Origin of the sequence: Nocardiopsis synnemataformans (genome assembly GCF_965343085.1) — a bacterium.
Taxonomy (GTDB): domain Bacteria; phylum Actinomycetota; class Actinomycetes; order Streptosporangiales; family Streptosporangiaceae; genus Nocardiopsis; species Nocardiopsis alborubida.
This window is the reverse complement of sequence record NZ_CBDRFA010000066.1, coordinates 1-23,226: the sequence shown is the minus strand read 5'-3', so window position 1 is coordinate 23,226 and position 23,226 is coordinate 1. Positions and strand designations below refer to the sequence as shown.

Here is a 23,226-nt window from a genome sequence, read left to right as displayed (position 1 = left end):
GGCCGTCATTGTTCCGTCACACCCGCACCGGCTGGGGGTTCGCGGGGGTCAGGGCCGGTCCCGTCCTGAGCGTGCGCACCCACACCACCGCCGTGACCACGACGACGCTGACGATGGGCACGAGCACGGCGGGCGATCCGGCACCCGCCGCCCGGTCCGTGATGGAGGCGCCGATGTCGGTGTGCAAGGCGGTGTCGAGGAGGAAGAGCAGAGTGTTGTTCAGCGTGTGGACGACGACCGCGACCTCGATCCCGCCGGTGCGCCAGGTGATGACGGCCAGGCTGACGGCGATCGTGAAGTACAGGAGGCTGAACCACGGGTCGGTCGAGAGGTGGATGACCATGAACGCCAGGCTGGAGACGAGGACGCCCAGGACCAGCGCCGTGCGCGGCCCCCGGCTCCAGCTCCCGGCGACCCGGAAGACCAGTCCGCGCAGGCCGTACTCCTCACCGGCGGACTGTAGGGGCGTCAGCAGGAGGGTGACGGCGAACATGCCGACCAGGTCGGCGGACGACCAGTAGGTCTGCTCCTCGGGCATGAGGACGCTCTGGACGACCGAGGCGACCAGCCAGAGGGGGCCGATGAACAGGAGTGCCCGGCCGAACACGTCGAACCGGAAACCCGACACCACCGAGTGCAGCGAGGCGCCCTTCACGCCGTAGAGCCACCGCTGGATGAGCATGCTCCACGGGATGAGCAGCGCGAGCGAGAACATGGTCGCGCCGTGGTAGAGCGGCGTGTAGTCGGTGCCGCCCGCCGCCGGATTGGTCCTGTCCATCTGCGTGTCGACGAGGGCGGCGGCCTGGGAGAAGACGACGCTGAAGGCGAACATCCCCACCAGCAGGAGCACGATCGCGAGGACGCCGCGCCCGATGCGGCGCTTGTCCCCGGCGAGCACGCGGTGGTACTCCACGCCCGGCGGGACGGGCCGCGGACCGCGGCGGCGCGGGCTCGGCGCGGCCGGACAGGAGAGCGCGGAGGGCGTGCGCGCGGGGGCCTGAGCCGGTCCGGCACCCGGAGTCGTGGAGAACGCGGGGTCCGGTCGCGGGAGCGGCGTCCGAGGGGAGCGGCCGTCGTTGCTGTGCATGGTTTCACGCTAGTACGGAGCGTGATCGCCACAGGGTGCCGCCGGTCACCGGTTCCCCCTGCGATCCGCACCGGACGGGCATGACAGATGTCATGCGCCGACGGGGCTCGCGCGGCCCGGGCGCGCACCGGCCGTATGTCGGCGGGGACGTCCAGCATCGCCCCCGTGACCACTCTGTCCCAGCCGCGCAAGGCCGCGCTCGCCCTCCCGGAGGCCGAGGAGGGCGTCCACTTCGGCATGGTCGCGTTCTCGGTGCGCGGCAGGGGCTTCGCCTCGGTGACCGAGGACGGGCGTGTGCTGCTCCACCTTCCGGACACCGAGGCCGCGGTGTCCGCGCACCCGGCCGGGGAACGGTGGGTGCGGATGGGCACACCGGTCGGCGTGCGCCCTCGCGTGGTGAGGTGCTTCGGCGTGCCGGGCGGCCGAGGTCAGGCCGTCCCGCCGGACCAATCCGGTGTCCCGGCGGCGCGACGCAGGCGCGCGAACTCCTCGGTGAGCGGCCCCAGCTGCCAGTGCGCGTTGCGGCCGCTGGGGTTGGGCAGCAGCCACACCCGGGTGCCGCCGATCTCCGTGTCCTGGGGCCCCACCGTCGCGCGGCGGTCGGCGAAGGCCTCCCGGTAGGCGGTCACGCCCAGGACGGCCAGCCACCGGGGCCGCCACCGCAGGACCTTCCCCCGCAGCCTGCGCCCGCCCTCCACGATCTCCTCCCGGCTCAGCTCGTCCGCCTGGGCCGTGGTCCGCTCGACGACGTTGGTGATGCCCAGGCCCAGGGACAGGAGTTCGTCCTCCTCGTCCGGCCTGAGTTGGCGCGGAGTGAAGCCGGACCCGTACAGGGAGGGCCAAAAACGCGTTCCCGGCTTGGCGAAGTGGTGTCCGACGGCGCCCGAGGTCAGGCCGGGGTTGATCCCGCAGAAGAGCACGCGCAGGTCCTCAGCGACCACGTCCGGGACCAGCCTGTCCCGGGCCGCCTCCAGCTCCGCCCTGCTCGGGCCGGGCGTCCGCCTGGGCGAGGCGGAACGTGCGCGCGAAGGCGGGGTCTCGGCCTTCGACACGCCCTTGGCTCGTCCGCTCGCGGAATCCATGTGCCGCCCTCTCGTGTGCGCGGTCGGTGACGCGGACGACCGCGTCGCTGTCGGAGTCTCCTGCCCGGGACCACTCCGCCCCAAGCACCGCCCCTGGGAACGACCCTAGGCGTCCACCGCGGGCAACAGGCGCAGCACCAGCGGGGCCGAGCGCGGCTCGGGCAGTTCGGCGCCGTCGAGGACGACCAGCCCGGCCGAGAGCGGCACGGGTGCCTCCGCCCCGTCCCCGGGAGGAACCCTGCGAAACCGGAACTCGGGTTCGTTGACCTCCTCGCGCATCGCCGCCTCGTCCTCGGGACCGGGCTGCCGCGCGGTCGACCGGCTGGTCCGCCCCACCGCCTCCGAGGGGCCCGGGGCGGCGCTGCTCCCCCTCGGCCTGGGCGGCGGCGGTCCGGGCACCAGCCACAGCGTCTCGCCGGGCGTGCACAGTCCGGCGAGCAGGCCGGGCAGGGTGTCGCCGGTGCCGGTGAGCCGCAGCGACGCGCTGCGTCCGTCGACCAGCCGTTCCAGGGCGGCGGCCTGCCCGTCCGACAGCGCGACCGCCTCCAGCAGTTCCGCGGCCTCCTCGACCGGTGTCGCCGCGGAGGTGCCGCGCCGCAGCGGCCACCGGGGGAAGACCGGCCGGGGCCAGACGTAGGGCAGGCCGCCGGGCGTGCCGGGGAACAGCGGTTCGTAGTGCGCCGGGTCCTTGTACACCAGGGCCGAGCGGTGCGAGAGGTGCAGCGCACCGTCCCCCAGCCACGGCGGGAGCATGTCACGCTCCCACAGTTCCTCCTCCTCGGGGACGCGGCCCCCGGTGAAGGCCAGCAGCGAGGGCAGCACCGAGTCGGCGTACCCGCGGCGGCGCCACTCACGGCACACCGCCACTCCGTAACCCACCAGCGCGGGCACGAAACCGCGCCACATCGCCACGGCCGGGTGGCGCTTCCACCCGTACTCGGGCCACACCAGGGCCCGCAGCACCTGCATGGTCTCCACCCGCTGCTTGCCCAGTCTGCGGTCGTCCAGCACCCGCGCGCACTCGGCGAACCCGGGATGGGGCAGGAAGGTCTGCATCGTCCCCCCGTCCGGCCCGCGGCGTTCTCGCCGGTCAGGCCCGTCGTGCGGTCGGCTACCCGCCCGCCGCCGGTGTTATCCCTTCCGCCGGTTCGCTCTTCCCCGAGGGGATGGAACCGCCGGAGGGAATGCCCGCACCCGGGGCGGGAGGCGGCCGGTGGCGGGATGTCCATGGGCGGCAGCGGGGCGCTCAAGGAGCGCTTCCTTGCCGACGAGGACTTCCACAACCTCGACGAGGAGGCCTACGCCGACCTCTACCAGGACCTGGTCGCCAGCGGCACCGCCACCGAACTCCTGGAGTCGGCCGTGTCCCGGGCCGGGGCCGCGGGCGACACGGGGGCGCGGGCCGCGGGTGAGCAGCTCGCCGAGCGGATCGCCGCCGTCGCCCGGAAGCCCGGTGAGGTGGGTTCGCTGAGCGTCCTGCGCGCGAGAAGGTCCGCACCACCGTGCCCGAACCCCAAGACTGCCCGGTCCCTGACCCGCACCGGATCCTGGAGCGGTGAGGTGACTCGGCCCAGAGGATCCCGCGAGTCGCGATGAGTCCTGCGGTGTCCGGTGGTCATACTGTCGAAGCCGTTACGGAGGAGGACTTCTGATGCGCAGAGTGACCTACTCGATGGCCGTGTCGCTGGACGGCTACGTCGTCGGGCCGGACGGCTCCATCGACTGGGCGGAGCCCGACGAGGAGGTCTTTCGCCTCGCCACCGACGAGGTACGAGAGGCCGGCGTCCATCTGCTGGGACGACGGCTCTACGAGACCATGCTGTACTGGGAGACCGCCGACCAGAACCCGTCGCTCGACTACTCGACGCTCGAATTCGCCGCGATCTGGAAAGCGCTCCCGAAGGTGGTGTTCTCCACCACCCTGTCGGAGGTGCGGGGAAACGCCCGGCTGGCATCCGGTGGCCTGGCGCAGGAGATCGAGCGATTGCGAGCCGATCCGGGGGAGGGCGACATCGCGATCGGCGGCGCGGCTCTCGCCGCCGAGGCGGCCGCGTTGGGCCTGATCGACGAGTACCGGACCAGGGTCCACCCGGTGCTGGTCGGCGGTGGCACTCCCTTCTTCCCCCAACGCGAGCACCGGGTGAGCCTCGAACTCATCGAGACCCGCACCTTCGACTCGAAAGTGGTCTACCTCCGCTACCGGGTGGCGCGCTAGCCGACCCGTCCGCCGGGTTCTGGGAGGAACGGGCCAGCCGGTCAGGCGTTCGACCGCGAGCTCGGTCCTCCAAGGCCGGGAGGCTGACGGGCAGCCCGCCCGCACCGTCTCCGACTGCTTCGATCCGCAGACCGGTGAGGTCGGGAACGGCGAACACGACACCGCCACCGGGTTCAACCCCCACTGGCCTTCGACGCCGATCACCCCCATTCCGGCGGCCAGCTCCGCACACGCGCCGCTGAGGGGTCCTCGATCCAGCCCAGGAACTGGGCGGTCACGAAGACGCCGCCGTCCTCCCGGGCGGTGGTCAGCACCCGCCAGCTGCCCTCGTCCCCGGTGCCGGGCAGCGTGAACGGCTCCCCCGACCGTGCGCGCGGCTCCTCGGTCGGTACCGCCGACACGTCCGGCAGGCCGCCGTCGGAGCCGGTCTGGCCCACGCTGTCCACCACGTCGGCACCAGGGGACACCGCCGTACCGGTCGCCGGGAACGGTTGACGCGCCGCGACGCGCGGTATACCGCTGGTACGCGTTCCGAGACCGGGAGGGCTGGTCGCATGGGTGGTGTCCACGGGTTTTCCGCGGGTCAGGTCCACCGAGCCCGGCCGGAGGACCCGCCTCCTCCCACGGCCGGGCCCGGGTTCCCCGCCCCCAGGTCTGCCGCCGGACCGCCCGCCTCCACGGCCGGGCCCAGACCTCCCACGGCCGGGCCCAGACCTCCCGCGACCGCCCGGACCCGTCGCCCCCGGACGGGGGCCGCGTGATCGTCATCGGCCTGTCCTCGGGAACCTCGGCCGACGGCATCGACGTCGCCGCCGCCCGCATCGCCCTGGACGGGGACCTCGTCCTCCTGACACCGCTGGGGCACCGCACCGCGCCCTACCCGCGCGACCTGCGGGAGATGATCCGCGGCGCCCTCCCCCCGGCCCGCACGACCATGGAGACCGTCTGCCAGCTCGACACCCGCGTCGGCCGGGCGTTCGCCGACGCGGCGCTGCGCGCGGTCGGCGAGCTCGCCGGGGGACGGGCCGACCTGGTGGCCTCGCACGGCCAGACCCTGTTCCACTGGGCCGATCACTGGGCCGACGGCGCCACGGTCCACGGCACCCTCCAGCTGGGCCAGCCCGCATGGATCGCCGAGGCCACCGGCCTGCCCGTGGTCTCGGACCTGCGCACGGCCGACGTGGCCGCGGGCGGGCAGGGCGCGCCGCTGGCCAGCGTGCTCGACGCCCTCCTGCTCGGCGCACGCCCCGAACCCACCGCGGCCCTCAACCTCGGCGGCATCGCCAACGTCACCGTCCTGCGGGGCGGGGAACCGCCGCTGGCCTTCGACACCGGCCCCGGCAACGCCCTGCTCGACGCCGCCGCGCGCCGGGTGAGCGGCGGTCGCGCCGACTTCGACGCCGACGGGGCGATCGCCCGCTCCGGCCGTCCCGACCCCGCCCTGCTCAAGCACCTGCTCGCCGAGCCCTACTACCGCCTGCCCCCGCCCAAGACCACCGGGCTGGAGCTGTTCGGTCCCGGCTACCTCGACGCGGCGCTGCGCACCACCGGCACGCCCGGCGACGGGGACCTGATGGCCACCCTGGTCGAACTCACCGCCGCCACCGTCGCCGACGCGCTGCGCCCCCACGGGGTGACCGAGGCGCTCGCCTCGGGCGGTGGCACCCGCAACCCGGTCCTCATGGAACGCCTCGCCGACCGGCTCCGCCCGGCGCGCCTGGCCACGTTCGACGCCCTGGGACTGGACAGCGACGCCAAGGAGGCCTACCTGTTCGCGTTGATCGGCTTCCTCACCTGGCACGGGCTCCCCGGTTCCGTGCCCTCCTGCACCGGTGCCCGCCGCGCGCCGGTGGCCGGACGTCTCACACCGGGCGCCTCGCCGCTCCGGCTCCCCGAACCCGCGGCCACCGTCCCCGCGCGCCTGCGCGTCGAGGCACGGGACCGGTAAGCCCCCGCCCCCCACCACCCGGAGCAGCGCAGTGCAGACAATCGACCTCGTGGTCATCGCGGTGTACCTGCTGGGCTCGGCCTGGCTCGGCCTCAGGCTGTCCGGCCGCCAGCGCGACGTCAAGGACTACTTCATCGGCAACCGGCAGCTGCCCTGGTGGGCGGTGTGCCTGTCGGTGGTGGCCACCGAGACCAGCGCCCTGACCGTGATCAGCATCCCCGGCGTGGCCTACCTGGGCAACGTCACGTTCCTCCAGGTGGCGGTCGGCTACCTGATCGGGCGGGTGGTCGTGGCCTTCGTGCTGCTGCCCCGCTACTACCGGGGCGAGATGACCACGGCCTACGCCTACCTCGGCATCCGCTTCGGCCGCGGCATGCAGGGCACGGCCTCGGTCGCGTTCCTGTTCACGCGGCTGCTCGCGGACGGGGTGCGGCTGTTCGCTGCGGCCATCCCCGTCAAGATCATCCTGGACTCCTACGGGATCGACCTGTCCTACTTCGCGATCATCGCGCTGCTCGGCGTGGTCACGGTCCTGTACACCCTCGTCGGCGGTATCCGGGCCGTGGTCTGGGTCGACGTCCTCCAGATGACGGTGTACGCGGTCGGCGGCGTCGCCGCCCTGGTGGTGATCACGAGCAGCCTCGACGTGAACTTCCTGGCGGTGGCCGCCGACGCGGGCAAGACCCAGTTCCTCGACTTCACCTCGAACCCGATCTCGGCCCCCTACGCGACGGTCACCGCGGTCCTCGGCGGCGCCCTGCTCTCCACCGCCTCCCACGGCGCCGACCAGATCATCGTGCAGCGGCTGCTGGGCTGCCGCAGCCTGCGCGACGCCCAGAAGGCGGTGATCGGCAGCGCCGTCGTGGTGTTCTTCCAGTTCGCCCTGTTCCTGACCGTGGGCCTGGCGCTGTACGCCTACTTCGAGGGCGCCTCGGTGGACGAGCTGGGCCTGGCCAACTCCGACGAGCTCTTCCCGACGTTCATCGTCGAGGGGCTGCCGGTCGGCCTGTCGGGCCTGCTGCTGGCGGGGATCCTGGCCGCGGCGATGAGCACCCTGTCGTCCTCGCTGTCGGCGCTGTCCTCCTCGACCATGGCCGACCTGTACGAGCGGTTCAGCAGGCGCACGCTCACCGACGCCCAGGGCCTGCGGCTGGGCAGGCTGTTCACCCTCGGCTGGGGGCTGGTCTTCATCGGGGCGGCGGCGATGTTCACCGGTACCGACAACCCGGTTGTGGAGCTGGGCCTGTCCGTGGCGAGCCTGACCTACGGCGGCCTGCTGGGCGCGTTCTTCCTGGGACTGTGGGTGCGCGGAGCCCGCCAGCTCGACGCGACGGTCTCCTTCGCGGTCGCGGTGGCGACCATGGTCTGGCTGTTCCTCTTCCAGCCCGACCTGGTCGGCTTCACCTGGTACACGGCCATCGGCACGGCCATCGTGCTGGGCCTGGGCTACCTGTTGTCGCTGCGCCACCGCGACGCGGCGCCCCGCCCCGAGGAGGCGCCCGCGCCCGGGGAGCCCTCCGACACCGGAACCGGCCAGGCTCCCCGCGCCGGAGGGGACCCCTCACCGGCGGACGAGGGGGAGCGGTCCTGACCCTGCCCGGGCCGTTTCCCGGCCCGGCGGATCAGGGGCGGGGCACCGGACGGGCGCCGAAGAAGTCGGCCAGGGCGGGGGCGACCCGGTCGGGCCGTCCGCCGTTGTCCGCGGCCAGGTGCCCCAGGCCCCGCAGCTCCACCCGCCGGGCCCGGGGGACGGCGGCCTCCAGCGCGTCCAGCGCGTTCTTGAGGTAGCGCGCGCTCCGGCTGCCGCCGAGCAGGAGGAGGTCGGCGCGCACGGTGGCCGCGTCCCCGACCAGTCCGGTCGCCTCCCGGACCATCCGGGCGTCCGCGCCCACGGTGGGGACCAGGTTCCGCAGGGGAACCTCGTCGCCGCCCTGCCGCTCCTGGGCGCGCAGCGCCAGACCCATGAGCGGAACCAGCAGCCACCGGGGCAGCACCTCCATGAGTGGGGAGTCCTGCGTCCCGCGGGCGACGGTCACCAGCGCGGCGGCCAGCCGGTCCCGGGCCATCTCGCGCTCGTAGCGCTCCAACCAGGCCGTCGGCGAGGAGCCCCCGACCGGCAGGGGCGGCTCGTACAGGGCGACGCGGTACCCCTCGGGGCAGGTGAGGGCCCAGCGCAGGACGGGGACGGCGCCGGCGCTGAGCCCGAAGACGTCGCGCGCTCCGGCGTGTTCCACGAGCGCGGCCACGTCCTCGGCGGCGCGCTCCAAGGTGAAGCCGGGGCCGTGGGGACCGCTCAGCCCGCGGCCCCTGCGGTCGGGCAGGTACACGGTGAAGTCGGCGCTGAGCGCGGCGCCCAGCCCCATGAAGTTGGCGGAGGACATCATCGACCCGTGCACGAGCACGACCGCCGGTCCGGTGCCCAGTCGCCGGTAACCCAGAACGGTGCCGTCGCGGGAGGTCACCGAGCCGGTCGTGTACGCGGGGGCTGGAGTGCGCATCGTCGTCTCACCCCTTTCCCAGGCGGGCGCGGACCGCGGCGCGGTCCACCTCCAGCGCGTCCAGCAGTTCGGCCGCCGGGTCGGGCCTGGTGCGGGCCAGCAGGCCGAGCAGGACGTGTTCGGTGCCGACCCGCTCCCGCCCCGCCTCCTTGCGCAGCCCGGTGAAGACGGCCTTGGCCGCCGGGGTCAGTGCGAGGCGGTCGCCCTCGCGGCCGGGCAGGACCGGGCCGGAGGGCTCCGCCCGGACGCCGACCGAGGCCAGGGCGTCCGCGTCCAACCGTTCCAGTGCCCGCCGGGCGGCGGGCAGGTCCGCGTCCAGGGCCCGGGCGGCGGCCGAACCGGGGTCGCCCAGCAGCGCCAGGACCACGTGCTCGGTCCCCACCTTGCGGTCGCCCCGGTACAGGGCCTCCGCGTTGGCGTCCAGGTACATCCGGCCCATGCCGAAATCCCGTTGCGCGCCCATCGTGGCTCTCACCTTCCGTACTTGGCGTGGATGGACTGACGGGTGACGCCCAGGGCGTCACCGATCTGCTGCCAGGACCAGCCCGCCCGGCGGGCGGCGGCCACCTGGTTGGCCTCGACCCGTTCGGCGAGGCGGCGCAGCGCGAGCACCGCGCGCAGCCCCGTCGCGGGGTCGTCGGAGGCCAGGGTGGAAGACGAACGATCCGTGTCCATGCTGTCAGTTTGGCCTGACAGTTCCAGCTTGTCAAGACAAACTGACACGTTGGGCTCGGGGTCGGCCGCGACCGGCTGGGACCGGGCCTCACCGCCCGCCTCCGCACACACAGCGGGGCCGGTCCCGGAAAACCCAGGACCGGCCCCCGCGTCGACGCTCACCCCGCGTCGACGGTCTCCTCACGCCGTGCCGCGCGCGAACGGGCACGGGCGCGCACCCGCAGGACGGCGACCAGGGCCACTGCGGCCACGAGGACCGTGTAGATCCCGATCGTGATCGGCCCCGCGAAGAGCACCCCCACGTCGCCCTGGCCGATGGCCAGGGCCCGGCGCAGCTCCGTCTCGGCCAGCGGCCCGAGGATGACCGCGATGAGCACCGGCGCCACCGGGATCTCGTACCGCCGCATCATGAACCCGAGCAGCCCCAGGGCGATCAGCAGCCACAGGTCGGTGACGGAGTAGGACGCGGCGTACACGCCCAGCGCCGCGAAACCGGTGATGCCCGCGTACAGGTAGCGCCGCGGGATCAGCAGCAGCTTGGCCCACAGCGGCGCGAAGGGCAGGTTGAGGACCAGCAGCATGACGCTGCCGACGAACAGGCTGGCCAGCAGCGCCCACACCAGGTCGGCGTTGCGCTCGAACAGCAGCGGACCCGGCTGCATCCCGTACTGCTGGAAGGCGGCCAGCATGATCGCCGCCGTGGCCGAGGTCGGCAGACCCAGGCCCAGCAGCGCGCCCATCGCGGTTCCGGCGGTGGCGCTGGCGGCCGACTCGGGCGCGGCCACGCCCTCGATGGCGCCGTCGCCGAACTCGTCGGGCCGCTTGCCCCGGCGCGCCCTGAGCTGGGAGAGCTTGCGCTCGGTGCCGTAGGCCAGGAAGGTCGGGATCTCCGAGCCGCCCGCCGGGATCGCGCCGAAGGGCAGGCCGAAGCCCAGCCCCCGGATCCACGCCGGGACGGCGCGGCGCAGGTCGCGCAGGCTCAGCCAGGGGGTGCCGGTGGTGGCGATGAGCCTGTTTCCCGCGCCCCCGCCCCGGGAGTCGCGCGAGACCACGTGCAGCACCTCGCCCAGAGCGAGCAGGCCCACGGTCACCGTGACCACGCTGATCCCCTCGAACAGGGAGGGGACGCCCAGGGTGAAGCGCGCCGCGCCGCTCTGGGCGTCGATGCCCACCATCGCGATGGCCAGGCCGATGGAGAGCGCGATGAGTCCGCGCACCATGGACTGGGCCACCACCGCCGAGGTGGCGACGAAGGCCAGGATCGCCAGCGCCAGGTACTCGGCGGGGCCGAAGCGCAGGGCGATGTCGATGATCACCTGGGAGAAGAAGGCGACCACCGTCGTGGCCACCACCGCACCGGTGAACGCGCCGATCGCCGACGTGGCCAGGGCCTGGGAGGCCCGGCCCTTGAGCGCCATCCTGTGCCCCTCGATCGCGGTGGCGATCGCGGAGCTGTTGCCGGGCGTGTTCATCAGGATCGACGTGGTCGAGTCGCCGAAGAGGCCGCCGTAGTACACCGCCGTGAACATGATGAAGGCCCCGGTGGGGTCCAGCTTGAAGGTGACGGGCAGCAGCAGGGCCACGGCCATGGCCGAGCCCAGGCCGGGCAGCACGCCCACGGCGGTGCCCAGCAGGACGCCCACGAACGCCCACAGCAGGTTCTCGGGGGAGAGGGCGGCGGCGAATCCGCCGCCGAGCAGACTGAGGGTCTCCACTTACAGCACCCCTCCCAGGATTCCGGCGGGCAGGTTGAGGCCGAGCCCGCCGACGAAGGCGAGCTGGACCACGGACGAGTAGGCCAGCGCGACGGCGGCCTCGAACAGCGGGCGCCTGCCGCCGAAGGCCCAGGTCACGCCGAAGAACAGCAGCGCGCCGGACAGCAGCCAGCCCACCGGCTGCAACAGCAGGGCGAAGAGCACCACCGCGCCGAGCACGGTGCCCACGGCGCGCCAGTCGCTGTGGGCCGCGGGGGCGCTCACGGCCGGGCCGCGCCCCTCGACCAGGTCGCCGACCACGCCCGCGGCGCCGTCGGAGGGGTCGGGGCCCTCCTGCGCCTGCTCCGGCGCCGCCGGGCGCAGGACCACCTGGACGATCAGGGCCGCTCCGAGGACGAGCATCAGCGCCGCGACGATCGCGGGGAAGAGCTGGGGGCCCGGAGAGGCCGAGTTGTCGGGCACGTGCATGGTGAGCGTCTGCACGCCCACGAACACGCCGATCCCGATGGTGAGCAGGCCGACGAAGATCTCGCTGCGCCCCCTCCACCAGGTGCGCCGCCCCTCCCGCGGCTCCGCGCCGGGCCCGCCCGGGGCGGTGGATGTGCTGTGCTGGCTCATGACAGTCCCAGGTCCTCGGTGACGTCGGTGATGCGTTCGATCTCGGCCGCGAGGAACTCCTCGAACTCGGGGCCGGTCTGGAAGGTGTCGTCCCAGCGGTTGCGCTGGAGGGTGTCGCGCCACTCGTCGGTGCGCACCATCTCCTCCACGATCGCGGTGAGCTCCGCGCGCTCGGCCTCGGTGATGCCGGGCGGGGCCATGAACCCGCGCCAGTTGGGCAGCACCGCGTCCACGCCCTGCTCGGGCAGGGTCGGGGCGTCGATGCCCTCGACGCGCTCGTGGGCCGAGACCCCCAGGACGCGGATGTTGCCCGCCTCCACCTGGTCGCTGAACTCGTTGTAGCCCGAGACGCCGACGTCGAGGCTGCCCGAGAGCAGCGAGGTGAGCGCCTGCGCGCCGCCCGCGAAGGGGATGTAGTTGACGGCCTGGGGCTCGACGCCCTGCGACTGGGCGGCCAGACCCGCCAGGAGGTGGTCGGTGCCGCCCAGGGAACCGCCGCCGACCGCGACCGCGCCCGGGTCCTCCTGCCAGGCCTCGATGAGGTCGCCCATGTCCTCCAGCGGGGAGTCGGCGGGGACCACGAAGACCTCGTAGTCGTCGGCGACGCGGGCGATGGGCACCACGTCCTCCAGGGTCTGGGCTGAGTCGTTGACGATGATGCCGCCGATCATGACCGTGCCCGTGGTCATCAGGGTCGTGGCGCTGCCCTCGCGGCGCACCGTCTGCGCCAGGCCGATGGTCCCTCCCGCGCCGGGGAGATTGAGGACCTGGGTGTTGTCGACGATGTCGTTCACGCGCAGGGAGTGCTGCGCCTCGCGTGCCACCAGGTCCCAGCCGCCGCCGGGGTCGGCGGGGACGACGATGTCGATCCTGGCGCGGGCCCCCGACGCGCTCGTGTCGGACAGCGCGGCGTTCGTCGCGGCGGCGCCCACCAGGAGCACGGTGGCCACGGCCCCCGACGCACGGAGGATCCGCTGTCTGTTCATCCTTCACTCCCTTTCGGTCCGCTGGTCCACTAGGTGGTCCAGTGGGACCGTTTCGTGGTCTGGGAAATCATGCGAGCCCTCGTGATCACTGTCAATGGCGAACCGAAACCTTTTGTTAACGAGTGTGTTGCGGCGCACAGCCCCGCGTGGGTCTCCGCTTCCGCCCAGGCCAGTCCGGTCGCCGCAAGGACGGGCGCTCTTCGGGGGGCGGGCTGGCCGTGCGCTGAGGGGTGCGCTACGCTGACGGCGCGATTCCACTTGATGGTCTTAACGAACCACCTGATGGACCAAACGGAAGGGGGAGAGATGCCTGACGGCGACTCCGGCGGCACCGTGCGCAGCGTCGCGCGCGCCCTGGACCTGCTCGACCTGTTCGACGAGAGGAACCAGCGCTACTCCACGCGGGAGCTGGTGGAGCGCACCGGCCTGGCCAAGACCACGGTCCTGCGGCTGGTCGCGACCCTGGAGCAGCGCGGACTGCTGTGGACGGCGCCCGACGGCCGGGTCGGGGTCGGCCCCAGCCTCCTGCGCTGGTCGCGCCTGGCGCACGCCGTCTGGCAGGTGCCCGAGGCCGTCCGGTCCGTCATGCGCGAACTCGTCGCCGACACCGCCGAGACCGTCAACCTCTACGTCCGCGCCGACGCCACCCGCGTGTGCGTGGCCAAGGAGGAGGGCCCCCAGCGGCTGCGCCACGTCGTCAACGTCGGCGACGAGATGGTCCTGTGGGGCGGGGGCGCCAGCAAGGTGCTGCTCATCGGGGCGGGGGAGTCCCTGCTGCTGCGCGTGGCCGCCGCCTCCCCCCACGGCCCCGGGCACGTCAGCCGCCTGCGCGAGGAGGTGGAGCTGGCCCGCGTCCGGGGGTTCGCCGTCAGCCACGGCGAGCGCGAGCGGGGCGCCTCCGGCGTGGCCGCGCCCGTCTACGGCCCCACCGGCGGGGCGCCGGTCGCCGCGCTGGCCGTGGGCGGCCCCACCGCCCGCTTCACCGACGCCGCCGTGGAGGGCTTCACCTCCGCGGTGGTCGACGCCGCCCGCCGCATCACCGACATCGGGCTCGACCCCTCGGGAGGGACCGCGGGGCCCGGAACGGGGGAGAGACGTTGAACGACAACGACAACGGCAACGACGCCGGGTCCGGGGCCGGGACCGAGGCCGGGGAGAGGGGCCTTCCGCTCGCGGGGGTGCGCGTCCTGGACATGACCAACGTCCTGGCCGGACCCTACGCGGGGTACCAGCTGGCGCTCATGGGCGCCGACGTGGTCAAGGTCGAGGTTCCCGGCTCCGGAGACCTGGCGCGCCAGCTCGGCGCCTCCGCGGAGCTGAACGGCCGCGGCCTGGGCGCGTCGTTCCTGGCGCAGAACGCGGGCAAGCGCTCCCTGACCCTGGACCTGAAGACCCCCGGCGGCCGGGAGGCCATGACCCGCCTGGTGCGCCGGTCCGACGTGCTGCTGGAGAACTTCCGGCCGGGCGTGCTGGAGCGCCTGGGCTTCGGCTGGAAGCACCTGAGCGCGATCAACCCCGGCCTGGTCTACTGCGCGGTGTCCGGGTTCGGCTCCGACGGCCCGCTGAGCGGGCGCCCGGCCTACGACCAGATCATCCAGGGCCTGTCGGGGATGATGAGCACCACCGGCAACCCCGGCACCGGCCCCCTGCGCGCGGGCTTCCCCATCGCCGACGTCCTGGGCGGCCTCGCCGCCGCCTTCGCGATCAGCACCGCCCTGGTCAGGAGGGAGCGCACCGGTCAGGGGAGCAGCGTGGACGTGTCCATGCTGGAGACCGCGATCACCGCGATGGGCTGGGGGGTGTCCAACTACCTGTCCGCGGGCGTCGAGCCGGTCCCCATCGGCAACGAGAACGCCACGGCGGCCCCCTCGGGCACCTTCGCCACCGCCGACGGCGCGCTCAACATCGCCGCCAACAAGCAGGAGCAGTTCGAGGCGCTGTGCGCGGTCGTGGGCGCGCCCGAACTGGCGCGCGACCCCCGCTTCGCCCAGCGCGAGGACCGCAAGACCCACCGCGAGGCCCTCCGAGAGGCCCTGGAGGAACACCTGGGCGCCCGGTCCGCCCTGGAGTGGGAGCGCGAGCTGGCCCGGGTCGGGGTGCCCGCCGCCCGCGTGCTGACCGTGGCCCAGGCGCTGGAACTGGACCAGGTGGCCCACCGCGGTCTGGTGCACACGCTGCCCTTCCCCGGCGGGGAGGAACGCGAGCTGCGCGTGCTCGGCAGCGGCGTCCGCGTGGACGGCGCGCCCCTGGGCCCCCGCACGGCGCCGCCCCTGCTGGGCGAGCACACTGAGCACGTGCTGCGCGAGACGGGCTTCAGCGATCAGGAGATCGACGCACTGCGCGAGGAGGGGGCGGTATGAGCGCGTCGGACGTGCCGTCCATGACCCATGAGGAGATCGGCCGCTGGTGGCAGACCGGGCTGATCCGGATCGCCCCCGGCGAGATCGAACCGGGCGGCTACCCGGTGCAGGAGCTGATCGGCCGGGTCTCGTTCGTGGACACGGTCTGGCTCATGCTGCGCGGCGAGCTGCCCGACCCGCGCCGCTCCCGCCTGCTGGAGGCCGCCCTGGTCTCGGCCGTGGACCACGGCCCGCAGGCGCCCTCCATCGCCGCCGCCCGGATGGCCGCCAGCTGCGGGGTGGGCCTCAACAACGCCGTCGCCACCGGCGTCAACCTGCTCGGGGACGTGCACGGCGGCGCTGGCCAGCAGTGCGTCGCCCTCCTGGAGGAGATGGCCGAGCGCGGCGCCGACGGGACCCCGGTGGCGCGGGTGGCCGAGGAGGTGGTCGCCGAGTACCGCGGGCGCGGCGCGTACGTGCCCGGCTTCGGCCACCGCTTCCACCCGCGCGACCCGCGCCGCGACCCGCTCCTGGGCCTGGTGCGCGAGGCGGTCGAGGACGGGCTCGTCCCCGCGGGCCCGCTGGAGGCCGCCCTGGCACTGGAGGAGGCGCTGGCCAGGGGGCGCGGACGTCCCGTGCCGATGAACATCGACGCCGCCACCGCGGTCGTCTACGCCTCACTGGGCTTCCCCTCGGAGCTGGCCCGGGGGCTGTTCGTCCTCTCCCGCTCCGTGGGCATCCTCGCCCACGCCTGGGAGGAGCGCCAGAGCGGAGCGCGCATCAAGGGGCCCCTCCCGAGGGCGGTGCTGGCGGGCTACACCGGCCCGGCGACCCGCCACCTGGCCGCCGACGACCCGCGGCTCTCCCCGGACTCCGGCCGGGACTGACCGGCGGGTCTCCCCGAACGGCGGGCACCGGTACTTCCGTCCGGTCCGGTGCCCGCTCCCGGTGCTCGCTACCGCTGGTCGGCCTCGGCCCCGCGCACCCACCTCCTGAGGTCCGTGTCCGTGATCTCGCTGACCCGCTCGGCGGGCTGGGTGATGCGGATGTGGTTGCCGAACGGGTCGCGCAGCGCGCAGTCGGTTCCGTAGGGCTGTTCCACCACGTCCTGGGTGAACTCCACGCCCCGGGCCTTGAGGGTGTCGTAGGTGGCCCGGCAGTCGCTCGTGTTGAGGATGCAGGCCACGCCCAGGGCCCCCTTGGTCAGCAGGTCGCGCACCTGCGCCGCGGTCTCCTCGCTGAGCGCGGGCGGGCCGGGGACCTCCAGTAGCAGGTGGCGGTCGGGGTCCTCGGGCAGCGCGACCGTGAGCCAGCGCATGAAGCCCATGTCGACGTCGTTGCTGACCTGGAAGCCGAGCTTGCCGACGTAGAAGTCGAGTGCCTCGTCCTGGTCGAGGACGCGGACGGCGGTGATGGAGATGTTGTCGAACATGCGTCCTACGTTACGGGTGTGCGGCCGCCGCGCGCTTCTCCGAAACTGCTCGGTCGCGTCCACGCCTTGACGAAGCACACCGTTCCGGCCGCCGGCGGGGCCTGCCCGCGGTAACGCGAGGGCGGGGAGCCCACCACCGCCAGGAACGTGCGGCTGAAGGTGCCGAGGCTGTCGAACCCGACCGCGAGGGCGATGTCGGTGACGCTGTGGTCGCTCTCGCGCAGCAGTGCCATCGCCCGCTCGATCCTGCGGCGCTGGAGGTAGCGGTGCGGGGTCTCGCCGAAGACCGTGCGGAAGGAGCGGGAGAAGTGCGCGGGGGACATCAGCGCCACCCGCGCCAGCCCGGGGACGTCCAGGGGCTCGGCGAAGCGGCGGTCCATCGCGTCGCGCGCCCGCAGCAGCCGCCGGTTGCGGTCCTCGTTCGGGGTCATGCTCCCCACCGTAGACAGCGGGTCGGACAGAGAGCGGCCCGCTCCCACCGGTGGTACCGGGGAAGCGGTGCCGTCCGGGCGGACCACCGGTGCGCCCCGCGCGCGTCACCGACGGAGCAGCTCCACGAGGCCGGTCAGGTCGGTGATCTCGGCGTCGGCCCGCAGCCCGGTTGGCAGGGGCCTGCCGGTGCGGTTGACGTGGACCGTGCGCATGCCCGCGCGAGCGGCGGCGGCGACGTCCTCCTCGGGGTGGTCTCCGACGTGGAGGACGGACGCGGTCGGCAGACCGAGGAGTTCGGCCGTGTGGGAGTAGATGCGCGGATCGGGTTTGCGCAGTCCGCATTCGGCCGCGACCACACGGTGGGCGAAGTAGCCGCCGACACCCAGCCGTTCGGGGTCGCTGTTGCCGTTGGTGACCAGGACGCACGGGTAGCGGGTGCGCAACTCCTCCAACACGTCGGCGGTTTCGGCGTAGAGGGCCATCGTGCCGAACCGAGTGGCCATGTACCTGTCATGGACCTCCGTGACGAGAGAGGGATCATCGCTGCCGCAGCGCCGCACGGCGCGGACGAAGGACTCGAGGCGGATCTCCTCCATGGCGGCGCGAGCGAAATCGGGTTCGTGGGCGACCTCGTCGCGCAGCGCCGCCAGCCAATCGGCCGACACCCTCCCCGCCTCGTGTGCCAGGCCCCTGCCGTCGAGGAGGGCGACGGCGTCGTCGAGAGCCCGGCGCATGGCGGTGCGGAAGTCCCACAGCGTTTCGTCCCCGTCGAAGGAGACCGCACGGATGGAGGAGAAGTCGGAGATCACGCGGGTCGGCTCCCTACGGCGTCACTGTTCGTGGTGCGGCTGCGCTCCTTCGGCTGCCTTGACGATTATCGGCTGAGTGCGCGGGTGCCGGGAAGGGGGTGGGCCCGGACCACTGTCGCGGTCCCGGCGGTACGGACGCCAGCCGCACGCACGGCCGCGGGACGGGCCCCTGGAGGCCCGCCCCGCGGTGTCATGCCGTGGTGTCACGCTGTGGTGTCCGAAACCGGTGTCTCCCGCGCCTGGCGGCTGCCTCGCCGCGCCGGGTCCGCTGCCCGGGTCAGATGCGGGGCCTGCGCTTCCTGGTCAGGGAGTTCAGCCACCGCATGGCGGTCCCACCGGGGCTGCTCCGTCGGCCCGGAGGCGTTCGGCGCGCCGGACCACGTAGCGGATCCGGGCCTCCGCGCCCCAGCGGGCTTCCGCCACGCGCCAGAGGATTTCCGCCCCGGGACCGGCCCGCGGACCGGGCGAACCGCCGGGCCATCGCCAGGGGGTCGCTGCTGCGTCCACCGGTTCGCCCACCCGCACGCGGGTGCCTTCCCGGTGCCGGGCGGGCCAGCCCGGTGCGCCGCATCAGCTGGTTCTTCGCCGTCCTCAAGGGGTTCCTCATGGCGTTCTCCTCCTCGTCTGTCGGTCCCGTGACCCGGTCGGCCATCCCACCGCCAGGCGGATCATGACGAACGGAGCACGTTCCTCGTCCCTGTCTGTTGCGCTACCCCGAAGTGTGATATTGATGCGTCTTTCCTCGATCGGGCTGGCGGAGTGACCCTGCGGGGGAAGCACGTCGGCGTGTCTCCCCGGAGGGTCAGCGCAGGCCAAAGGGTTTCTTGAACCTCCGGAGGGCTCACGCGCCCTCGGAGGGGTCCCGTCGCGCGGCCCGCGGCAGCATCGGTGTCAGGGCGGCCGCCACGAGCTGAACGGCCGCGAGCAGACCGAAGACCAGGCCGTACGCGTCGCCCTCGGGCGCGTACCCGGAGGCGGCCGACGTGACCAGCGCGGCCAGGCCCAGGGCGCCGCCCGTCTGTTTGGCGGCGTTCATCAGGCCGGAGACGGCCCCCGCGTCCCCGGGAGCGGCGCCCGAGGTCACGACGGCGGTCAGCGGAGTGGTGAACAGGCCGCCGCCCACGGACATGAGGACCGCGGGCCCCAGCACCGCCGCGACGTAGGTCTGTTCCGAGACCGCCGCCGCCTGCCAGGCGAAACCCACCGCCGCGGTGAGGCAGCCGACCCCGATCAACACACGCGCCTGCACGAACCCCATCAGCCACGGGGTGAGCAGCCAGCCCACGGCCATGGTGACCAGGGTGTGCGGCAGGAAGCCCAGACCGGTCAGCAGCGGACCGAAACCCAGTTCGTCCTGCATGTAGAAGGTGAGGAAGTACCACATGGGCACCTGGAAACAGGCCCCGGCCAGGAACACCATGGCGTTGCCCGCCCAGACCGCGCGGCGGCGCAGGAGCCGAGGCGGCAGCAGGGGCGCGGGCGCACGGGACTCCACCACGGCGAACAGCGCCAGGGCGAGGACACCCGCGGCCAGCACTGCCACCGTGACCGGGTCTCCCCAGCCGTGTTCCGCCGTCCGGGTGAGGCCGTAGGTGAGCGCGGCCGTCCCGCCGGTCGCCGTCACGGCCCCGGGCAGGTCGATCCGTCCGCCGCGACCCTCCCGCGGGTTTCTGCCGTGCCGGTCCCGGCCGTGCGGGACCCGGTCCTGGCGCTCCCGGCCCAGAAGGTAGGGGGCCATGACCAGCACGGCGATGCCGACGGGCACGTTGACCAGCAGGATCGCCCGCCAGGACAGCGCCTCGGTCAGGGCGCCGCCGACGAGGTTGCCGACCGCGCCGCCCGCCACGCTCACCGCGGTCCAGGCGGCCAGCGCCCGCACGCGGGCCCGCCCCTCGGGGAAGGAGGTGGTCAGGATGGTCAGGGTCGCGGGGGCCAGCACCGCCGCGCCCACCCCCTGGAGCGCGCGGGCGGCGACCAGCAGGCCGGGGGAGGGGGCCGCCCCGCCCAGCAGGCTGGCCGCGCAGAACAGCATGAGCCCGGCGGTGAACACCCGCCGGTGTCCGTACAGGTCGGCCAGCCGTCCGCCCAGCAGGAGGAGGCCGCCGAAGGCCAGGGTGTAGGCGTGCGCCACCCAGGGCAGCTCCGTCGCGGAGAACCCCAGGGAGGAGCGGATCGAGGGCAGGGCGACGTTGACCACCGACACGTCGAGCACCACCATGAGCTGCGCGGCGCACACCAGGGCGAGCAGCAGGCGTGAAGTCGTCTCCCCGGTCCGGATCCGGAGCACGGGACCACCTCGTTCCAGCAAAGCAATGTGGTTACATTGGTTTGTACGGTAGTGCCGACGGGATCACAAAGCAATGTGTGCACATCGAGAAAGGGGCCGGGTGAACGCACCGACACGGGGACCGGGAACCGAGCACGCACAGCGCCGACGCGAGATCGCCGACGCGGTCCTCGCCGTGGCGGCCGAACACGGCATGGCGGCCGTGTCCCAGACCAGCGTGGCGGCCCGCGCCGGGGTCTCGCCCGGGCGCGTCCAGCACTACTTCCCCGCCAAGCACCAGATGATCGAGGCCGCCTTCGACCGGGGCAACGCCCTGAGCTCCGCGCGCATCGCCGCCAAGGCGGGCCCGGACGGCAGCCCGCGCCGCCTCCTGACGACCGTGCTCACCGAGCTGATCCCCTACGACGACGCCACGCGCGCCCACATGCGCGTCCGCCAGGCCTTCACCGCGCTCGCCCTGTCCGACGAGGCCATCGCCCGGCGCATGCGCGAGGAGTACGCGCGCTTCCACGGCCAGGTCGCGGACCTGCTGCGCCGCGGACAGGACGGGGGCGCGGTGCCCCGCGCCCTGGACCCCGCGGAGCGGGCGGTCACGCTCGTCGCCCTGGCCGAGGGGTTGGCCTACTACGTGCTCGTGGACGTCCACCCGGCCGAGGCGGCCCGCGATCGGGTGCTCTCCGAGATCGCCGCCCTCCACACGCCCGACCCCGGTGTGCGGGCCTGACCGTCCCCGGGCCGCCGTCCACCGGCGGCGGAGAGCTGACGGGCTCCGTCACGGGCGGATCGGACCTGGACCAGCGACCCCGAGGAAGGCACCCGCATGACAACCAGTGCTCAGCAGTTGATCGAAACGGCGCGTCTCGCACCGCTGTCCGGCCCGTTCGACTGGGAACGGGTCGAGCACCGGCTCGGGACGTCCGTGCCGCAGGACTACCGCGAGCTTCTCGACGCAGGAGGCGGCGGACTCTGGCTGGACTGCGTGAGGCTCCACGTTCCGGCGCCCGGCCCCGGTCTCAGGCACGTCGACCTCGAACGGTCGGGACTGGAGTCCGAACAGCTCCAGGACCTGTTCGAGGACGAGGTCGTGGGGTCGCCCGACGATCTCGACCCTGGTTCCAGGCTGCTGCCCTGGGCCTCGACCGGCACGGGGGTCACGCTCTATTGGCAGGCCTCACCCGAGGCGGCGGCCGATTCGTACCCGATCCGGGTCTCGGACCGGAACGGCGACGTGTGGGAGAGGTACGACCTGCTCACCACCGACCTTCTTCTGGGAATCGTCCGGGGCGAGGTGCGCAGTGAACTGCTCGACGGGTCGTGGATGGAACGCGACGTGCTCTTCAGGCCCTACGCGGAGGAAGAGGCGCAAGGTGAGTGACACGCCGCGTCACGAGGTCGGTGCCGGAACCCGGCGATGCGGGTGGCACGAGCACCACGCTGCCAGCGGGCGACGGGCCCGAAACTGTCGTAGGCCCGAGTCATAATCCCGGCGTCCGCCCACCATCGCAGGGGGCACGGCGAGAGCCTGCTTTCGAGGAGAGCCCGATGACGTCACCGACACTCCGTCCGCGCCAGGGAGCCCGCCGATGAGCGGCCGCGCGGACCTGTGGCCGCTGATCCACCAGGAGCGGGCGGCGCTGGCCGACGACCTGTCGGGCCTGACCGAGGAACAGTGGGCGACGCCGTCGCTGTGCGCGGGCCTGACCGTGCGCGAGGTACTCGCACACCTGACGTCGTCGGCGTCCCTCAACGGCCTTCGCTGGCTGGCCGGGGTCGTCCGCTGCCGGTTCGACTTCGACGCCCAGGTCGCGATGCGCCTGGCGGAGCAGATGGGGAACTCCGGGGCCGAGACCCTCGCACGCTTCCGGGGGATCGTGGAGAGCACGACGTCACCGCCCCTGCCCAAGTCCGCCATCCTGGGGGAGGCGATCGTGCACGGGGAGGACGTCCGGCGACCCCTGGGCATCGTCAGCGCTCGTCCGATCGCCACGCTGACCCGCGTGGCGGACTACTACCGGGGCTCGGACCAGGTCGTCGTCGCCAAGAGCCGTGTTCAGGGGTTGGGGCTCCAGGCCACCGACGGCCCGTTCTCCTCCGGCACCGGACCGCTCGTCCGCGGGGGCACACTCGCCCTGGTCATGGCGATGACCGGCCGCTCCGCGCACCTGGACGAGCTCACCGGCGACGGTGTGGAGATCCTGCGCGAACGCGTGGAGGGCTGACGCGCTCCGCCCGGCGGGCCGGACCGGTCATGAGGTGAGGTCGGCCCCGGCACCTGTTCCGTGGACGCCACCTCCGCACAGATCGATCCGGGACACGGCGCGCCCCGACTCGACAGGCAAGTAGCTACTTGCCTATTCTGGTGGTCGTGGCCGACATCCTCTTCAAAGCCCTGGCCGACCCCACCCGACGCACCATCCTCGACGAGCTCGCGGAGAAGTCCGGCCAGACGTTGTTCGAGATCTGCTCGCGGCTGGCCATGAAGCACCAGCTCGGCATCTCGCGCCAGGCGGTCTCCCAGCACCTCGCCGTGCTGGAGGCCGCCGGACTCGTCGAGACCAGGCGAGAGGGTCGCTACAAGTTCCACGACCTCAACACGGCCCCGCTGCGGCGGATCGCCGAACGCTGGCTCCCGCCAGACACGTCCGGACCGGAGGAGAGCACCCCGTGAAGATCCATCTGACCAGCATCTTCGTCGACGACCAGGCCAGGGCCGAGCACTTCTACACCGAGATCCTCGGCTTCGTGAAGAAGCACGACGTCCCGGTGGGCGGGAACGACCGGTGGCTGACCGTGGTCTCGCCCGACGACCCCGACGGCACCGAACTCCTCCTCGAACCCGCCGCACACCCGGCCGTCAGGCCCTACCGCGACGCCCTCGTCAAGGACGGCATCCCGCTCGCCCAGTTCGCCGTCGACGACGTGCGGGCGGAGTACCAGCGCCTGCACGGCCTCGGCGTCCGGTTCACCCAGGAGCCCCTGGAGATGGGCCCGGTCACCACCGCCGTCCTCGACGACACCTGCGGCAACCTGCTCCAGATCGCGAGCAGCCCGCAGTAGGCGGTCAGTGGTCACCCGGGTGCGGGGCCCGGCCGCGGCGGCGACC

The 23,226-nt window shown here is 73.3% G+C and carries 26 protein-coding genes; 12 read left to right on the top strand and 14 right to left on the bottom strand.

What is annotated here, in order from left to right; genetic code table 11:
- Positions 1–16 precede the first annotated feature (16 nt).
- The 3 genes from ACSIH6_RS29445 to ACSIH6_RS29435 all read right to left on the bottom strand — a co-directional run bounded on the left by ACSIH6_RS29445 (position 17) and on the right by ACSIH6_RS29435 (position 3,225).
- Positions 17–1,087, bottom strand: coding sequence for a CPBP family intramembrane glutamic endopeptidase (locus tag ACSIH6_RS29445; RefSeq protein ID WP_435111586.1), 1,071 nt, complete (start codon positions 1,085–1,087; stop codon positions 17–19).
- A 428-nt stretch (positions 1,088–1,515) separates the two neighbouring features.
- Positions 1,516–2,061 (bottom strand): G/U mismatch-specific DNA glycosylase, encoded by a 546-nt coding sequence (gene mug, locus ACSIH6_RS29440; protein ID WP_435111608.1) that lies wholly within the window; start codon positions 2,059–2,061, stop codon positions 1,516–1,518.
- A 213-nt stretch (positions 2,062–2,274) separates the two neighbouring features.
- A complete protein-coding gene (locus ACSIH6_RS29435; protein ID WP_435111585.1) occupies positions 2,275–3,225 on the bottom strand; it encodes an MSMEG_6728 family protein in 951 nt (316 codons plus the stop codon).
- 165 nt (positions 3,226–3,390) lie between these two features.
- On the opposite strand from ACSIH6_RS29435, the gene ACSIH6_RS29430 reads away from it, so the two are divergent.
- Together ACSIH6_RS29430 and ACSIH6_RS29425 are read left to right on the top strand one after the other, a co-directional pair.
- Positions 3,391–3,765, top strand: a complete 375-nt coding sequence (locus ACSIH6_RS29430) for a hypothetical protein (protein WP_435111584.1) — start codon at positions 3,391–3,393, stop codon at positions 3,763–3,765.
- A 55-nt stretch (positions 3,766–3,820) separates the two neighbouring features.
- Positions 3,821–4,384, top strand: coding sequence for a dihydrofolate reductase family protein (locus ACSIH6_RS29425; protein WP_435111583.1), 564 nt, complete (start codon positions 3,821–3,823; stop codon positions 4,382–4,384).
- A 200-nt stretch (positions 4,385–4,584) separates the two neighbouring features.
- On the opposite strand, the gene ACSIH6_RS29420 is transcribed toward ACSIH6_RS29425, so the two are convergent.
- Positions 4,585–4,851 carry a hypothetical protein gene (locus ACSIH6_RS29420; RefSeq protein WP_435111582.1) on the bottom strand — a complete coding sequence of 89 codons (267 nt, stop codon included), beginning with the start codon at positions 4,849–4,851 and terminating at the stop codon, positions 4,585–4,587.
- Positions 4,852–5,141: 290 nt separating this feature from the next.
- On the opposite strand from ACSIH6_RS29420, the gene ACSIH6_RS29415 reads away from it, so the two are divergent.
- Both ACSIH6_RS29415 and ACSIH6_RS29410 read left to right on the top strand, forming a co-directional pair.
- Positions 5,142–6,332 carry an anhydro-N-acetylmuramic acid kinase gene (locus ACSIH6_RS29415; protein ID WP_435111581.1) on the top strand — a complete coding sequence of 397 codons (1,191 nt, stop codon included), beginning with the start codon at positions 5,142–5,144 and terminating at the stop codon, positions 6,330–6,332.
- Positions 6,333–6,363: 31 nt separating this feature from the next.
- The gene (locus ACSIH6_RS29410) at positions 6,364–7,923 is read left to right on the top strand and encodes a sodium:solute symporter (protein WP_435111580.1); all 1,560 of its coding nucleotides are present in this window, start codon (positions 6,364–6,366) and stop codon (positions 7,921–7,923) included.
- 31 nt (positions 7,924–7,954) lie between these two features.
- Here ACSIH6_RS29410 and ACSIH6_RS29405 read toward each other — a convergent pair whose 3' ends face one another.
- From ACSIH6_RS29405 to ACSIH6_RS29380, 6 genes are all read right to left on the bottom strand, one after another.
- Positions 7,955–8,830 (bottom strand): alpha/beta fold hydrolase, encoded by an 876-nt coding sequence (locus tag ACSIH6_RS29405; protein WP_435111579.1) that lies wholly within the window; start codon positions 8,828–8,830, stop codon positions 7,955–7,957.
- A 7-nt stretch (positions 8,831–8,837) separates the two neighbouring features.
- Positions 8,838–9,293 carry a Clp protease N-terminal domain-containing protein gene (locus tag ACSIH6_RS29400; protein WP_435111578.1) on the bottom strand — a complete coding sequence of 152 codons (456 nt, stop codon included), beginning with the start codon at positions 9,291–9,293 and terminating at the stop codon, positions 8,838–8,840.
- Between the two features lie 8 nt (positions 9,294–9,301).
- Entirely contained in the window at positions 9,302–9,505 is a 204-nt protein-coding gene (locus ACSIH6_RS29395; RefSeq protein WP_435111577.1) for a hypothetical protein, read from the bottom strand.
- A gap of 158 nt (positions 9,506–9,663) precedes the next feature.
- Positions 9,664–11,220 (bottom strand): tripartite tricarboxylate transporter permease, encoded by a 1,557-nt coding sequence (locus tag ACSIH6_RS29390; protein ID WP_435111576.1) that lies wholly within the window; start codon positions 11,218–11,220, stop codon positions 9,664–9,666.
- Positions 11,221–11,838, bottom strand: a complete 618-nt coding sequence (locus ACSIH6_RS29385; protein WP_435111575.1) for a tripartite tricarboxylate transporter TctB family protein — start codon at positions 11,836–11,838, stop codon at positions 11,221–11,223. It lies immediately after the preceding gene.
- A complete protein-coding gene (locus ACSIH6_RS29380; RefSeq protein ID WP_435111574.1) occupies positions 11,835–12,824 on the bottom strand; it encodes a Bug family tripartite tricarboxylate transporter substrate binding protein in 990 nt (329 codons plus the stop codon). Before ACSIH6_RS29380 ends, ACSIH6_RS29385 begins: the two co-directional genes overlap by 4 nt.
- A 306-nt stretch (positions 12,825–13,130) precedes the next feature.
- Between ACSIH6_RS29380 and ACSIH6_RS29375 the strand changes: the two genes are divergently transcribed.
- Genes ACSIH6_RS29375 through ACSIH6_RS29365 form a run of 3 tightly spaced genes read left to right on the top strand, consistent with a single transcriptional unit; the run spans position 13,131 to position 16,050 of the window.
- Positions 13,131–13,925, top strand: a complete 795-nt coding sequence (locus ACSIH6_RS29375; protein ID WP_435111573.1) for an IclR family transcriptional regulator — start codon at positions 13,131–13,133, stop codon at positions 13,923–13,925.
- Complete coding sequence (locus ACSIH6_RS29370) at positions 13,922–15,184, top strand: CaiB/BaiF CoA transferase family protein (protein WP_435111572.1); 1,263 nt, start codon at positions 13,922–13,924, stop codon at positions 15,182–15,184. The genes ACSIH6_RS29375 and ACSIH6_RS29370 overlap by 4 nt, the downstream gene beginning before the upstream one ends.
- Positions 15,181–16,050, top strand: a complete 870-nt coding sequence (locus tag ACSIH6_RS29365) for a citryl-CoA lyase (protein ID WP_435111571.1) — start codon at positions 15,181–15,183, stop codon at positions 16,048–16,050. The genes ACSIH6_RS29370 and ACSIH6_RS29365 overlap by 4 nt, the downstream gene beginning before the upstream one ends.
- 68 nt (positions 16,051–16,118) lie before the next feature.
- On the opposite strand, the gene ACSIH6_RS29360 is transcribed toward ACSIH6_RS29365, so the two are convergent.
- From ACSIH6_RS29360 to ACSIH6_RS29345, 4 genes are all read right to left on the bottom strand, one after another.
- Positions 16,119–16,595 carry a VOC family protein gene (locus ACSIH6_RS29360; protein ID WP_435111570.1) on the bottom strand — a complete coding sequence of 159 codons (477 nt, stop codon included), beginning with the start codon at positions 16,593–16,595 and terminating at the stop codon, positions 16,119–16,121.
- Positions 16,596–16,600: 5 nt separating this feature from the next.
- Positions 16,601–17,026, bottom strand: a complete 426-nt coding sequence (locus ACSIH6_RS29355; protein WP_435111569.1) for a helix-turn-helix domain-containing protein — start codon at positions 17,024–17,026, stop codon at positions 16,601–16,603.
- A gap of 105 nt (positions 17,027–17,131) precedes the next feature.
- Positions 17,132–17,836 carry an HAD family hydrolase gene (locus ACSIH6_RS29350; RefSeq protein ID WP_435111568.1) on the bottom strand — a complete coding sequence of 235 codons (705 nt, stop codon included), beginning with the start codon at positions 17,834–17,836 and terminating at the stop codon, positions 17,132–17,134.
- Positions 17,837–18,677: 841 nt separating this feature from the next.
- Positions 18,678–20,123 carry an MFS transporter gene (locus ACSIH6_RS29345; RefSeq protein WP_435111567.1) on the bottom strand — a complete coding sequence of 482 codons (1,446 nt, stop codon included), beginning with the start codon at positions 20,121–20,123 and terminating at the stop codon, positions 18,678–18,680.
- A 100-nt stretch (positions 20,124–20,223) separates the two neighbouring features.
- Here ACSIH6_RS29345 and ACSIH6_RS29340 point away from each other — a divergent pair, with 100 nt between their 5' ends.
- From ACSIH6_RS29340 to ACSIH6_RS29320, 5 genes are all read left to right on the top strand, one after another.
- Positions 20,224–20,847, top strand: coding sequence for a TetR/AcrR family transcriptional regulator (locus tag ACSIH6_RS29340; protein ID WP_435111566.1), 624 nt, complete (start codon positions 20,224–20,226; stop codon positions 20,845–20,847).
- A gap of 96 nt (positions 20,848–20,943) precedes the next feature.
- Complete coding sequence (locus tag ACSIH6_RS29335) at positions 20,944–21,498, top strand: SMI1/KNR4 family protein (RefSeq protein ID WP_435111565.1); 555 nt, start codon at positions 20,944–20,946, stop codon at positions 21,496–21,498.
- A 208-nt stretch (positions 21,499–21,706) separates the two neighbouring features.
- Positions 21,707–22,342 (top strand): maleylpyruvate isomerase family mycothiol-dependent enzyme, encoded by a 636-nt coding sequence (locus ACSIH6_RS29330; RefSeq protein WP_435111564.1) that lies wholly within the window; start codon positions 21,707–21,709, stop codon positions 22,340–22,342.
- 137 nt (positions 22,343–22,479) lie between these two features.
- Positions 22,480–22,791 carry an ArsR/SmtB family transcription factor gene (locus tag ACSIH6_RS29325; RefSeq protein WP_435111607.1) on the top strand — a complete coding sequence of 104 codons (312 nt, stop codon included), beginning with the start codon at positions 22,480–22,482 and terminating at the stop codon, positions 22,789–22,791.
- Positions 22,788–23,180 carry a VOC family protein gene (locus ACSIH6_RS29320; RefSeq protein WP_435111563.1) on the top strand — a complete coding sequence of 131 codons (393 nt, stop codon included), beginning with the start codon at positions 22,788–22,790 and terminating at the stop codon, positions 23,178–23,180. Before ACSIH6_RS29325 ends, ACSIH6_RS29320 begins: the two co-directional genes overlap by 4 nt.
- The last annotated feature ends 46 nt before the right edge of the window (positions 23,181–23,226 follow it).

Bases quoted from the DNA above. Each gene is read 5' to 3' on its own strand.
- ACSIH6_RS29445 (WP_435111586.1), bottom strand. From the start codon at position 1,087: ATGCACAGCAACGACGGCCGCTCCCCTCGGACGCCGCTCCCGCGACCG.
- ACSIH6_RS29435 (WP_435111585.1), bottom strand. From the start codon at position 3,225: ATGCAGACCTTCCTGCCCCATCCCGGGTTCGCCGAGTGCGCGCGGGTG.
- ACSIH6_RS29430 (WP_435111584.1), top strand. From the start codon at position 3,391: ATGTCCATGGGCGGCAGCGGGGCGCTCAAGGAGCGCTTCCTTGCCGAC.
- ACSIH6_RS29425 (WP_435111583.1), top strand. From the start codon at position 3,821: ATGCGCAGAGTGACCTACTCGATGGCCGTGTCGCTGGACGGCTACGTC.
- ACSIH6_RS29405 (WP_435111579.1), bottom strand. From the start codon at position 8,830: ATGCGCACTCCAGCCCCCGCGTACACGACCGGCTCGGTGACCTCCCGC.
- ACSIH6_RS29400 (WP_435111578.1), bottom strand. From the start codon at position 9,293: ATGGGCGCGCAACGGGATTTCGGCATGGGCCGGATGTACCTGGACGCC.
- ACSIH6_RS29395 (WP_435111577.1), bottom strand. From the start codon at position 9,505: ATGGACACGGATCGTTCGTCTTCCACCCTGGCCTCCGACGACCCCGCG.
- ACSIH6_RS29385 (WP_435111575.1), bottom strand. From the start codon at position 11,838: ATGAGCCAGCACAGCACATCCACCGCCCCGGGCGGGCCCGGCGCGGAG.
- ACSIH6_RS29380 (WP_435111574.1), bottom strand. From the start codon at position 12,824: ATGAACAGACAGCGGATCCTCCGTGCGTCGGGGGCCGTGGCCACCGTG.
- ACSIH6_RS29375 (WP_435111573.1), top strand. From the start codon at position 13,131: ATGCCTGACGGCGACTCCGGCGGCACCGTGCGCAGCGTCGCGCGCGCC.
- ACSIH6_RS29365 (WP_435111571.1), top strand. From the start codon at position 15,181: ATGAGCGCGTCGGACGTGCCGTCCATGACCCATGAGGAGATCGGCCGC.
- ACSIH6_RS29360 (WP_435111570.1), bottom strand. From the start codon at position 16,595: ATGTTCGACAACATCTCCATCACCGCCGTCCGCGTCCTCGACCAGGAC.
- ACSIH6_RS29355 (WP_435111569.1), bottom strand. From the start codon at position 17,026: ATGACCCCGAACGAGGACCGCAACCGGCGGCTGCTGCGGGCGCGCGAC.
- ACSIH6_RS29335 (WP_435111565.1), top strand. From the start codon at position 20,944: ATGACAACCAGTGCTCAGCAGTTGATCGAAACGGCGCGTCTCGCACCG.
- ACSIH6_RS29330 (WP_435111564.1), top strand. From the start codon at position 21,707: ATGAGCGGCCGCGCGGACCTGTGGCCGCTGATCCACCAGGAGCGGGCG.